At 64.1% G+C, this 12,152-nt stretch carries 11 protein-coding genes; 8 read left to right on the forward strand and 3 right to left on the reverse strand.

Annotated elements, in window-relative coordinates:
- Positions 1–12 precede the first annotated feature (12 nt).
- The 3 genes from cysE to AC1ROT_RS16075 form a co-directional block, all read right to left on the reverse strand.
- Positions 13–825 carry a serine O-acetyltransferase gene (gene cysE, locus AC1ROT_RS16065; protein WP_493000173.1) on the reverse strand — a complete coding sequence of 271 codons (813 nt, stop codon included), beginning with the start codon at positions 823–825 and terminating at the stop codon, positions 13–15.
- 25 nt (positions 826–850) lie between these two features.
- Positions 851–2,290, reverse strand: coding sequence for a metalloprotease TldD (tldD, locus tag AC1ROT_RS16070; protein WP_493000175.1), 1,440 nt, complete (start codon positions 2,288–2,290; stop codon positions 851–853).
- Between the two features lie 112 nt (positions 2,291–2,402).
- Positions 2,403–5,726, reverse strand: coding sequence for an EAL domain-containing protein (locus AC1ROT_RS16075; RefSeq protein ID WP_493000176.1), 3,324 nt, complete (start codon positions 5,724–5,726; stop codon positions 2,403–2,405).
- 228 nt (positions 5,727–5,954) lie between these two features.
- On the opposite strand from AC1ROT_RS16075, the gene coxB reads away from it, so the two are divergent.
- From coxB to AC1ROT_RS16115, 8 genes are all read left to right on the forward strand, one after another.
- A complete protein-coding gene (coxB, locus tag AC1ROT_RS16080) occupies positions 5,955–6,839 on the forward strand; it encodes a cytochrome c oxidase subunit II (RefSeq protein ID WP_492971558.1) in 885 nt (294 codons plus the stop codon).
- 31 nt (positions 6,840–6,870) lie between these two features.
- Positions 6,871–8,490, forward strand: a complete 1,620-nt coding sequence (gene ctaD / locus AC1ROT_RS16085; protein WP_492971557.1) for a cytochrome c oxidase subunit I — start codon at positions 6,871–6,873, stop codon at positions 8,488–8,490.
- 30 nt (positions 8,491–8,520) lie between these two features.
- Entirely contained in the window at positions 8,521–9,465 is a 945-nt protein-coding gene (locus tag AC1ROT_RS16090) for a heme o synthase (protein ID WP_493000177.1), read from the forward strand.
- Complete coding sequence (locus AC1ROT_RS16095; RefSeq protein WP_492971555.1) at positions 9,462–9,599, forward strand: cytochrome c oxidase system small membrane protein; 138 nt, start codon at positions 9,462–9,464, stop codon at positions 9,597–9,599. The genes AC1ROT_RS16090 and AC1ROT_RS16095 overlap by 4 nt, the downstream gene beginning before the upstream one ends.
- Positions 9,596–10,189, forward strand: coding sequence for a cytochrome c oxidase assembly protein (locus tag AC1ROT_RS16100; protein ID WP_493000179.1), 594 nt, complete (start codon positions 9,596–9,598; stop codon positions 10,187–10,189). The genes AC1ROT_RS16095 and AC1ROT_RS16100 overlap by 4 nt, the downstream gene beginning before the upstream one ends.
- Positions 10,190–10,212: 23 nt before the next feature.
- Positions 10,213–11,022 carry a cytochrome c oxidase subunit 3 gene (locus AC1ROT_RS16105; protein WP_492971553.1) on the forward strand — a complete coding sequence of 270 codons (810 nt, stop codon included), beginning with the start codon at positions 10,213–10,215 and terminating at the stop codon, positions 11,020–11,022.
- Positions 11,023–11,114: 92 nt separating this feature from the next.
- Positions 11,115–11,414 (forward strand): DUF983 domain-containing protein, encoded by a 300-nt coding sequence (locus AC1ROT_RS16110; protein WP_493000180.1) that lies wholly within the window; start codon positions 11,115–11,117, stop codon positions 11,412–11,414.
- A gap of 4 nt (positions 11,415–11,418) precedes the next feature.
- Complete coding sequence (locus AC1ROT_RS16115; RefSeq protein WP_493000182.1) at positions 11,419–12,150, forward strand: SURF1 family protein; 732 nt, start codon at positions 11,419–11,421, stop codon at positions 12,148–12,150.
- Positions 12,151–12,152: the final 2 nt, after the last annotated feature.

Here is a 12,152-nt window from a genome sequence, read left to right on the forward strand (position 1 = left end):
CCGGCGGCGGGATCAATCCAGCTCGGGCGGCAGGCCGTGATCCATCTCGCGCGCCGGCTGGTCGCAGCCGCAATCGCCGAGCAGCTTGGCCGGCACGCCGGCGGCGGTGCAATGGGCCGGCACCGGGATCAGCACCACGCTGCCGGCGCCGATCTTGGCGCCTTCGCCGATCTCGATATTGCCGAGGATATTGGCGCCGGCGCCGATCAGCACGCCGCGGCGGATCTTGGGATGACGGTCGCCGGTTTCCTTGCCGGTACCGCCGAGGGTGACGTTCTGCAGCAGCGAGACATCGTCTTCCAGCACGGCGGTCTCGCCGATCACCACGCCGGTGCCGTGATCGATCATGATGCCGCGGCCGAATTTGGTCGCCGGATGGATATCGACGCCGAAGACCTCGGACGAGCGGTTCTGCAGCAGGAAAGCCATGGTCTCGCGCTTCTGGTGCCACAGCCAGTGCGCCACGCGATGAGCCTGGATCGACTGGAAGCCCTTGAAGAAGAGCAGCGGCTTGAGAAAGCCGCGGCAGGCCGGATCGCGCTCGTTCACGGCCACCAGATCGGCACGCACGGCATTGCCGATATCGGTATCGGCGGCAAAAGATTCCTCGATGACCTCGCGCATGCCGAGCGCGGGCAGGGCGTCGCTGGCCAGTTTCTGGGCCAGGATATAGCTGAGGGCGTCTTCCAGCCGCTGGTGATGCAGCACGGCGGAATGCGCCAGGCTGGCCAGCAACGGCTCCTCTGCTGCGGCCCGCAGGGCTTCCTCGCGGATGCTGCTCCAGACCGGGTCGTGGGTGGCGATCTTGTTGGCGATGGCGGGCATGGGTCTCTCTCGTCTTCCCGGCAGTTTACGCGGCTTTTGCGGTGCCGCCCACCGTCAATCCATCGATCAGCACGGTCGGCTGGCCGACGCCGACCGGCACGCCCTGGCCGGACTTGCCACAGGTGCCGATGCCAGCATCCAGCTGCAGATCATTGCCGACAGCGGTTACTTTTTTAAGAACCTCGGCGCCGGCGCCGATCAGGGTGGCGCCTTTGATCGGGGCGCCCAGCTTGCCCTTTTCGATCATGTAGGCCTCGGTGCAGGAGAACACGAACTTGCCGGAGGTGATATCGACCTGGCCACCGCCGAAATTCACCGCGTAGACGCCCTTGTCGACGCCGGCCAGAATCTCGCCCGGATCGCGGTCGCCGGCCAGCATGTAGGTGTTGGTCATGCGCGGCATCGGATTATGGGCAAAGGACTGGCGGCGGCCATTGCCGGTCGACTTCACCCCCATCAGCCGGGCATTCATGCGGTCATACATGAAGCCCTTCAGGATGCCGTCCTCGATCAGCATAGTGTTCTCGGTCGGCGTGCCCTCGTCGTCGATGCTGAGCGAGCCGCGGCGGCTTTCGATGGTGCCGTCATCTACGATGGTGACGCCCTTTGCTGCGATCCGCTCGCCGACCAGGCCGGAGAAGACCGAGGTCTTCTTGCGGTTGAAGTCGCCTTCCAGGCCGTGGCCGATGGCTTCATGCAGCAGGATGCCGGGCCAGCCCGGACCGAGCACGACGGTCATCTCGCCGGCCGGCGCGGGCACCGATTCCAGATTGACCAGGGCCTGACGCAGGGCGTCGTCGACTTCCGCCTGCCAGTGTGCCGGATCGAAGAAGCGGGCATAGCCGACGCGGCCGCCGGCGCCGCGGCTGCCGGTCTCCATGCGGTCGCCCTGGCCAGCCACGACCGAGACGTTCAGGCGGACCAGCGGGCGGATATCCTGCATCAGGCTGCCATCGGCACGCAGGATGGCGACGGCCTGCCAGCTGCCGGCGAGCGAGACGGAAACCTGCTTTACGCGCGGGTCCTTGGCGCGGGCATAGGCGTCAATGGCCTGCAGCAGCTGCACCTTCTGCTCGAAGGGAATCTCGTTCAGCGGATTGTCGTCGCCGTAGAGATGGCGGTTGGTGGCCGGCGGTGCCTCGCTCATGCTGCCGCCATGGCCGGCACGTACGGCGCGCACGGTGGTGGCGGCGCGCCGGATCGCTTCCTCGCTCAGGTCGGAGGCATGGGCATAGCCGGTCTGCTCGCCCGACACGGCGCGCAGACCGAAGCCCTGGGTGGTGTCATAGGCGGCAGCTTTGAGCCGTCCGTCGTCGAAACTGAAACTTTCCGACTGGCTGTATTCCAGGAACAGCTCGCCGTCATCGGCCCCCTGAAGGGCATCACCCACCACGCCATCCAGTCGCGCACGGTCGAGCCCGGCGCGGGTGAAAAACAGGTCCTGGGCAGTGGCGGCACCGGTCATGACAATCCTCGTGGCGGGCAATAACGGGCGGAAATCAGCGTATCGCCGGATTATATGGCGTCCGTCGCGGCGAAAATACAGCCCTTGTCGTGCAAATTGCCGGGAGGCACGCCTAGCGGCGACGGCGGTCGCTCTGTTTCAGCAGTTCGGTGATCTCGGCGGCCGGCACCGGCCGGCTGATCAGGTAACCCTGCAGCTCGCTGCAGCCGACTCCGCGCAGGAAGTCACGCTGGGCCGCCGTCTCGACGCCTTCGGCCACCACCGGCAGATCAAGACCGTTGGCCATACCGATCATGGCGCGGACCAGCGCGATGTCGCGGTCGTTGCCCGGCAGGTCGGCGATGAAGGCGCGGTCGAGCTTGATCTTGCGGATCGGCAGCCGCTGGATGTAGCTCAAAGACGAATAGCCGGTGCCGAAATCATCCAGCGCCGCATCGATGCCGATTTCGGCCAGTTCGCGGATCGCCGCCACGGTGGCTTCCATATTCTGGATGGCCGCCTGCTCGGTGATCTCGATGCCAAGGAAGGGGATCAGTTCCGGTTCTTCCGCCGCCATCTTGCGGAAATGCGCCGGCAGATCGTCGCGGATGAACTGCTGGCCCGAGACGTTGACGAAGACGCGACGCGGTTCGACGCCATTGGCGCGCCAGTCGCGAATCTGCTGGGAGACACTGGCGAAGACCCAGCGCGTGATCTGGATGATGGTGCCGGTTTCCTCGGCCAGCGGAATGAATTCGCTGGGTGAAATGGCACCGAGGTCTGGGTGATGCCAGCGCAGCAGCGCCTCGATGGCGCAAATGGCGCCGCTGGTCGTTTCCACCACCGGCTGGTAGACGACGTGGAATTCGTTCTGCGCGATGGCGGCGTCCAGATTCATGGTCAGTCGCAGACGGCGCTCGGCCGCCCGTGTCATTTCCGGACTGTAGAAGCGCGTGGAATCGCCGCCGGCGGCGCGCACCAGCTTCATGGCCAGCTCGGCCTTGGCCAGGCCATCGCTCATCTTTTCGGACGGATCGTCGATAATGGCCGCGCCCATGCTGACCTTCAGCGGCACCAGGCGGCCCTCGATCGCGATCGGCTTGGTCAGATGCGCATGCAGGGCCTGCGCGAGGTTGAGCGCATTGTTGAGATCGGTGACGACAGCCAGGGCCGCGAACTGGTCGGCGGCGATACGGCCGACCAGCGCTTCACGCGGCAGCATCTCGGCCAGCCGGTCGGCCGTACCCTTCAGCACGATATCGCCGATGTGATAGCCGAAGCCTTCATTGATATCGCGGAAGCCATCCATGTCGAGATTGAACAGCACCCACAGACCGCCATCCAGGCGATGCTGGGCGCCCAGCATGCGTTCGGTCTCGGCGATGAAGCTGGCGCGGTTCAGGATGCCGGTCAGCGGATCATTGCGGCTGGCGAATTCAGCGCGCAGCTCGACGTCGCGACGGTCGGAGATATCGCGGACGATGCCGATGAAGCCCGGGCCGTCCTCGTCGTTATATTCGCCGACGCTCAGATGGATCGGGAATATCTCACCGGATTTCTTGCGGCCCAGCGTATCGCGCCCGAGCCCGAGAATCTTGGCGCGCTTGGTGGTGAGGTAATTGCGCACATAGGAATCGTGGCCCGAGCGGAAGGGTTCCGGCATGAGGATTTTGACATTCTGGCCGATCAGTTCGCCAGGCTGGTACCCGAACATCTGGGCGCAGATGTCGCTGATGTTGACCAATATTCCCTGACCGTCGATGCCGAGCACGCCCTCATTCATGGTGCCCAGCAAGACGCGCAGGGTTTCGCCCAGATTCGCGCCAGCGGTTGTCTCGGCCGGTTCCTGCCGACGGGCGGCGGGCGCGAGGGGCGGGGGCGCTTCAGGCGGCGGGCTGAGCGGCACGGGCAGTTCCGGCGGCGACCAGTTCTCGTCCACGTCGCTGAGCAGGCGCCAGCCCGGGAATGTCATCTGGGCCTGGGTGCCGCTGCCCACCGTGCTGCTCAGGATGAGCGAGCCGCCATGGAGTTCCATCAGCCGCTTGCTGATCGACAGGCCCAGACCCGTACCACCATGCTGGCGCGCCACTTCAGCCTTGGCGAGCTGGAAGGGCTCGAAGATATGTTCCAGGCGCTCGGGCGTAATGCCGATACCGGTGTCGATGACCGTGAGCGACGGTGTCCCATCCGGCATCTGGCGGAATACCACGTCGATGGTGCCGCTGGCGGGCGTGAATTTAACGGCGTTGCCGAGCAGATTGATCAGCACCTGTTTGACCACGCGCTCATCCGCACGCAGTTGCGGCAGGGTATCCGAGGAGAGGTTGCGCAGCGTGATGCCGCCGCGCTCGGCCTGCGGCCGCACCATAGTCAGCGCCGACTGAATCACCGCCGACAGATCGACGGCCTTTTCGTCGAGGGCGTAATAGCCGGCCTCGATGCGCGACATGTCCAGAATGTCGCCGATCAGCGCCAGCAGATGCGTGCCGGAACCGTTGATGTCGCGGGCATAGTCGACATAGCGCGGCACGCCGACGGAGCCGAACATCTGGTCGCGGATGATTTCCGAGAAGCCGATGATGGCATTGAGCGGCGTGCGCAGCTCATGGCTCATATTGGCCAGGAACTGGCTCTTGGCGCGGCTGGCCTCTTCGGCCTGGCGCAGCGCGGCCTCGATGCGGCGCTGCTGGCGATACTGGTCGGTGATGTCGCGGCCCGAGCCGCGATAGCCCATGAAACGGCCATTGGCATCGAAGACCGGCTTACCGTTGATCTCGATCCAGAGCTCCGTGCCGGCCGTGATCGTGCAATAGCGGAAGCCCCGGAAGGGTTCGTGGCGGTCGAGCTGACGGCGATGCTCTTCCCAAAAGAGCAGGTCGGCTTCCGAATCGCCCTGCACCGCGACTTCCCAGCGGCAGCGTCCAAGGAACAGGGCGCGCAGTGCCGAGGTATGGGCCGACGAGGAATCGGAAATCCAGGTAAAGCGATGATCTGCATCGGTTTCCCAGAACCAGTCCGAGGCCAGTTCGGCAAAGTCGCGCAGCTTGTATTCGGCCACCTGCAGGGCGACCTGGTGCATCTTCTCGGGGGTGCTAGCCTCGGCGATGACCATCAGGCCGGTGACCCGGCCGTGGTTGTCGTTCAGCGGGGCGACGGTCAGACCCTGGCAAAGCCAGCCATTGGCCCAGCGGATCAGGGTATTGCCGATCTGGCGCCGGCCTTCCCGGCGGGTGCTGTCGAGCAGCTCGCGCACCTTGTCGACCTCGCCAAGGGCAAAGCCGGCGGACAGCCCCTGGCCGGTGAGGGCTTCAGCATTCATTTCGGTCAGGGCGGCATAAGCGGTATTGCAGGACACGTAACGGTAGTCGTCACCTGGCCCATATTCAACCGTAAATGCGGGTCGATCGAGCCAGTCGAGTATGTCCTGCGTGAGTTTCCGCTGGTTCGGATCGAGCATGCCTCTGGCCCCCGTGAGTGGGCAGATTAGGGGGGCAGCCGCGGCGGCGCAAGCGCAAGCCAAATCAATGCTTAAGGGGGTCAGGCGGGGGGCTTTCGGGGCGGAGCGACAAATCGTCGCAGAAAGCCCTTGGACCGCCGCCGGCAGACTGGGCGACCGTCATGGGCCGGTGTATGGTCCGGCCTCGAAAGAGTTAGACTCCCAAGTCATTAGCGAGGGTATTGCACGATGGGGTGGAATTCGTTTGCGGCCGTCCGCTGGGCCGCGCGTCGTCTTTCGGCCATGGCCGGTTTCGGGGCAGCGCTTGCTGTCATGCTGTCGGGCGCCGCAATGGCCGCCGAACAGACCCCGGGGCTTCCGGCCCCCTGGCTGCTCGGCATGCAGCCCGCTGTCAGCCCCGTCGCTGCCGACATGCATCGGTTCCACGACCTGCTGATGTGGGTCATCACGCTGATCACCCTCTTCGTGCTGGTGCTGCTGATCTACGTGATGTGGCGCTTCCGCGCCTCGGCCAATCCGGTGCCGTCGAAGACCTCGCACAACACCCTGATCGAGGTGCTGTGGACCGTGGTGCCGATCCTGATCCTGATCGTGATCGCGGTGCCGTCGTTCAAGCTGCTGTATTTCGGCGACAAGACCAGCAAGGCCGAACTGACCATCAAGGCGATCGGCAAGCAGTGGTACTGGTCTTACGAATATCCCGACAATGGCAACTTCACCTTCGATGCCACCATCATTCCTGAAGCCGAGATCAAGCCGGGCCAGCATCGCCTGCTCGAGACCGACAATGTGGTGGTTGTGCCGGTGAACACCAATGTGCGCCTGCTGATCACCGCTGCCGATGTCATCCATGCCTGGGCCATGCCGGCCTTCGGCGTGAAGAAGGACGCCGTGCCAGGCCGCACCAACGAGACCTGGTTCCGCGCCGAGCGCGAAGGCACCTATTACGGCCAGTGTTCGGAAATCTGCGGCGCCTATCACGGCTACATGCCGATCAAGGTGCAGGTCGTTTCCAAGGACGCCTATGCGAAGTGGGCCGAGGAAGCGAAACAGAAATTCGCCACCGTCGATGGTGTGTCGCCGCGTCTCGCCGACGCGCGCGTCGCCCAGTAACCGCACTGAACTGAGAGAGTAGGGGAACGTCATGGCTCAGGCTCACGCCCACGCGGCCCACGACCATCACGACGAACATCATCTGCCCACCGGCTGGCGCCGCTGGATGTATTCGACCAACCACAAGGATATCGGCACGCTGTACCTGATCTTCGCCGTCATGGCGGGTCTGATCGGCGGTTTCTTCTCGGTGCTGATGCGCGCCGAGTTGATGAATCCCGGTGACGGCATCCTGGGCGGCAACCATCACCTGTTCAACGTTCTGGTCACCGGCCATGGCCTGATCATGATCTTCTTCATGGTCATGCCGGCGATGATCGGCGGTTTCGGCAACTGGTTCGTGCCGCTGATGATCGGCGCGCCGGACATGGCCTTCCCGCGCATGAACAACATTTCCTTCTGGCTGCTGATCCCGTCCTTCGGCTGCCTGCTGCTCTCCACCGTGGTGGAAGGTCCGGCCGGCGGTCTCGGCATGGGCGGCGGCTGGACGATCTATCCGCCGCTGTCGTCGGATGTCGGCCACCCAGGTCCTGCGGTCGGCTTCGCCATCCTGAGCCTGCATATCGCCGGCGCGTCCTCGATCCTCGGCGCGATCAACTTCATCACCACCATCTTCAACATGCGCGCGCCGGGCATGACCCTGCACAAGATGCCGCTGTTCGTGTGGTCGGTGCTGGTCACCGCCTTCCTGCTGCTGCTGTCGCTGCCGGTTCTGGCCGGTGGCATCACCATGCTGCTGACCGACCGCTACTTCGGCACCGCCTTCTTCAAGCCTGAAGGCGGTGGCGATCCGATCCTGTTCCAGCATCTGTTCTGGTTCTTCGGCCATCCCGAAGTGTACATCCTGATCCTGCCCGGCTTCGGCATCATCAGCCAGATCATCTCGACCTTCTCGAAGAAGCCGGTGTTCGGCTATCTCGGCATGGCCTATGCCATGGTTGCCATCGGCGTCGTCGGCTTCGTCGTCTGGGCGCATCACATGTACACCACCGGCATCGCCGTCGACACGCGCGCCTATTTCACGGCGGCCACCATGGTGATCGCAGTGCCGACCGGCGTGAAGATCTTCTCGTGGATCGCGACGATGTGGGGCGGTTCGATCCGCTTCACCGTGCCGATGCTGTTCGCCATCGGCTTTATCTTCCTGTTCACGGTCGGTGGCGTCACCGGTGTGGTGCTCGCCAATGCCGGCGTCGATACCTACCTGCATGACACCTATTACGTGGTGGCGCATTTCCACTATGTGCTCAGCCTCGGCGCCGTGTTCGCCATCTTCGCCGGTTTCTATTACTGGTTCGGCAAGATGTCGGGCTATGAGCTGAGCGAGACGGCAGGCCAGATCCACTTCTGGACGACGTTCATTGGCGTGAACCTGCTGTTCTTCCCGATGCACTTCCTCGGCCTGCAGGGCATGCCGCGTCGTATCCCGGATTATCCGGATGCCTTCGCCGGCTGGAATTACGTCGCCTCGATCGGTGCCTATATCTCGTTCGCTTCGACGTTGTTCTTCGTCGGTTCGGTGATCTATGCCTTCATCAAGAAGAAGGCAGTCGCTGACAATCCGTGGGGCGAGGGTGCGACCACTCTGGAGTGGACGCTGTCTTCGCCGCCGCCGTTCCACCAGTACGAAAAGCTGCCGGTCATCAAGTAAGGCCGGCGCTCCAGCCCCAGGAGTCAACGGGTGTCCGACGCCAGTTACATTTCGGAGCGCAACGAGGCCGGCAATGCCGGCCTCGATGGCGCTTACGGCAAGACGGGTGAAGCCCGGCCGGCCGACTATCTCGCGCTGCTCAAGCCGCGCGTGATGTCGCTGGTCGTGTTCACCGGCCTGGTCGGTATGGTGCTGGCGCCCGGCCATCTGCACCCGACCCTGGCGATCACGGCGCTACTCTGCATCGCCATCGGCGCCGGCGCGTCCGGCGCGATCAACATGTGGTACGACGCCGATATCGATGCGGTGATGCAGCGCACGCAGGGTCGTCCGATCCCGCAGGGCCGCGTCAGCCGCGAGGAAGCGCTTGGCTTCGGCTGTGTACTGTCGGCCGGTTCCATCCTTGTGATGGGCCTGGGCGTCAACTGGGTCGCCGCCGCCATCCTGGCGCTCACCATCGGCTTCTATGTTTTCATTTACACGATGTGGCTGAAGCGCCGTACGCCGCAGAACATCGTGATCGGTGGCGCCGCCGGCGCCTTCCCGCCGATGATCGGCTGGGCTGCCGTTACCGGCGATCTCGCCCTGCTGCCGCTGCTGCTGTTCGCCATCATCTTCATGTGGACGCCGCCGCATTTCTGGGCGCTGGCACTCTATCGTTCGGACGACTATGCCCGCGCCGGCGTGCCGATGCTGCCGGTGGTGGCCGGCGACGGCGAGACGCGTCGCCAGATTCTGATCTACAGCCTGCTGCTGGTGCCGGTGACGCTCAGTCCCTGGGCGCTTGGCCTTGCCGGCCCGCTCTATGGCGGCGCCACGGCGCTGCTCGGGGTGATTTTCCTGGCGCTCGCCCTGCGGATCTGGCGCAGCACGGGCGACCGGGCCGCCAAGCATATGTTCGCTTACTCGATCCTCTACCTGTTCCTGCTCTTCGCCTTGCTGCTCGCCGAGCGCGGGCTTGGCTGGGGAGCATGAGCGCCATGTCGCAGCAGAACGATCCCAAGCGCCGCCGGGCGCGCAATGTTGCACTGGCCCTGGTGCTGTTCGCCCTGGTGCTGCTGTTCTATTTCATCACCATCGCCAAGATGACGGGGATGCAGCCGGCATGAGCCTGACGCCTGAACAGCAACGCAAGAATCGCCGCGTGGCTCTCAGCTGCGCTGCTGTCTTTGCCGTGATGATCGGGCTGTCCTTCGCCTCGGCGCCCCTTTATGACCTGTTCTGCCGCATGACGGGCTTTGCCGGCACGCCGCTGCGTGCCAAGGCTGCGCCGGGCGCGACCGGTGACGATGAAGCCACGGTGACTGTGCGCTTCAATGCCGATACCGCGCCGGGGATGCCGTGGAAATTCCAGCCGGTGCAGCGCCAGGTGGTGGTGAAGCCGGGTGAGGAGACGCTGATCTTCTATCGCGCCACCAATCCCACCGCGCGCGCCGTATCCGGCCAGGCCAGCTTCAATGTGACGCCGGAAAAGATCGGACAGTATTTCAACAAGATCGCCTGTTTCTGCTTCGAGGAGCAGATCCTGCAGGCCGGTCAGAGCGTCGACATGCCGGTGTCCTTCTTCGTCGATCCGGACATCCTGAAAGATCCGACGACCCGTGACGTTGTCGAGATTACCTTGAGCTACACCTTCTTCCGCAAGCCGGATGAAACCCGCCTTTCCGACCGCAGCACTGCGGCCGGCTCCACCAACTAGCGTTTGTAACCAGGGGGTCTGATATGGCCAGTAGTGCCCGCAACCACGATTATCATCTTGTCGATCCGAGCCCGTGGCCGTTCATCGGTTCGATGGGCGCCTTCGTGCTGGCGATCGGCTCGGTCTATGCCTTCCATGGCCACAGCTACCTGTGGACCGTGCCTGGCCTGGTCATCGTGCTCTACACGATGGCTGCCTGGTGGCGCGATGTGATCCGCGAAGCCGAGCATGACGGCCATCATACCCCGGTGGTGCAGCTGCATCTGCGCTACGGCATGGTGATGTTCATCGCTTCCGAAGTGATGTTCTTTGTCGCCTGGTTCTGGGCCTACTTTGGCGCCGCGCTCTATCCGACCGAAGCGATCGGTCACCAGTGGCCGCCGGCGACGATCGAGACCTTCAACCCCTGGGAACTGCCCTTCGTCAATACCCTGATCCTGCTGCTGTCGGGCACCACGGTGACCTGGGCGCACCATGCGCTGCTGCATGACGACCGCAAGGGCCTGATCCAGGGTCTGACGCTGACCGTGATCCTCGGCGTGCTGTTCACCGCCTGCCAGGCGTTCGAATACAGCCATGCCGCCTTCGGCTTCACGGATGGCATCTATGCCTCGACCTTCTACATGGCGACCGGCTTCCACGGCTTCCATGTCATCGTCGGCACCATCTTCCTGCTGGTCTGCCTGCTGCGCGCCATGAAGGGCCACTTCAAGTCCGACCATCATTTCGGCTTCGAGGCGGCCGCCTGGTACTGGCACTTCGTCGACGTGGTCTGGCTCTTCCTGTTCACCGCCATCTACTGGTGGGGTTCGGGCGCACCGGCCGCCCATTGAGCCACAGTCCGATGGCGGCGCCGTATTATCCGCCGCTATCGTCGTTCTCCACGGGGCTTCGCTGCCGCTGTCCGCGCTGCGGCGAGGCCCCGTTGTTCGACGGGCTGCTGACGGTCAAACCGCGCTGCCCGGCCTGCGACCTGGATTACGCCACGGTCGATTCCGGCGATGGCCCCGCCGTCTTTGTCATCCTGATCCTCGGATTCATTGTGGTCGGCCTGGCGCTCTGGGTCGAATTGCGGTTCGAGCCGCCGATGTGGTTGCATATGGCGCTCTGGACCCCACTTATCCTGGGTGGCGCCATCGGCATGCTGCGACCGTTCAAGGGCGTGCTGATCGCCCAGCAATACCGCCACAAGGCGTCGTCCGATATCGAATTACTGCGCGAGTGACCCGTTGACGATTCTTGGTTTCCGGCCGGCCTTCTGGCCGACCCTCTTCACTATTCCCGCCCTCATCCTGCTGCTCTTCCTGGGCAGCTGGCAGGTCCAGCGCCTGCTGTGGAAGCTCGACCTGATTGAAAGCGTCGAGCAGGGTCTGAAGGCCGATCCGGTGCCGCTGCCGGTCGGTCAGGTCGATGCCGAAGCCTGGAATTACCGTCGCGTGGTGGTCAAAGGCGTATTCGACCACGACAGGGAATTCCATCTGCTGGCGCATTCCGAGCGTGGCAATTTCGGCTACCACATCATCACCCTGCTCAAGCGCACCGATGCGCCGGGCCATGTGCTGGTGAGCCGCGGCTGGGTGCCGGCCGAGGACAAGGAGCCGGCGCGCCGCCTGCAGGGGCAAGTGGAGGGCGAGCAGGTTATCACCGGCATTGCCCGGGCCCCGTGGAACCAGGGCGCCTTCACCCCCGAAAACGATCTGAGGCGGAACCTGTGGTATTCGGGCGACACGGCGGGGATGCTGAAGGCGGCGGGCATCAGCGATGCGCCGCAGTTGTTCATCGATGCCGATGCCAGCGTGACCGTGCCGGGCGGCTGGCCACGGCCGGGCCATACCCGGCTCAGCTTTACCAACAATCACCTGTCCTATGCCTTCACCTGGTACAGCGGTGCCGTGGTGCTGGCGGTGATTTATGTGCTATGGCATCGGCGGCGGGGACGCGACGCCGGCACGAAGGCTTGAAC

The organism is Ferrovibrio sp. GW821-FHT12E11, assembly GCF_058806975.1.

Coding starts and splice junctions, on each gene's coding strand:
- cysE (WP_493000173.1), bottom strand. CDS start 825: ATGCCCGCCATCGCCAACAAGATCGCCACCCACGACCCGGTCTGGAGC.
- tldD (WP_493000175.1), bottom strand. CDS start 2,290: ATGACCGGTGCCGCCACTGCCCAGGACCTGTTTTTCACCCGCGCCGGG.
- AC1ROT_RS16075 (WP_493000176.1), bottom strand. CDS start 5,726: ATGCTCGATCCGAACCAGCGGAAACTCACGCAGGACATACTCGACTGG.
- coxB (WP_492971558.1), top strand. CDS start 5,955: ATGGGGTGGAATTCGTTTGCGGCCGTCCGCTGGGCCGCGCGTCGTCTT.
- ctaD (WP_492971557.1), top strand. CDS start 6,871: ATGGCTCAGGCTCACGCCCACGCGGCCCACGACCATCACGACGAACAT.
- AC1ROT_RS16095 (WP_492971555.1), top strand. CDS start 9,462: ATGAGCGCCATGTCGCAGCAGAACGATCCCAAGCGCCGCCGGGCGCGC.
- AC1ROT_RS16100 (WP_493000179.1), top strand. CDS start 9,596: ATGAGCCTGACGCCTGAACAGCAACGCAAGAATCGCCGCGTGGCTCTC.
- AC1ROT_RS16105 (WP_492971553.1), top strand. CDS start 10,213: ATGGCCAGTAGTGCCCGCAACCACGATTATCATCTTGTCGATCCGAGC.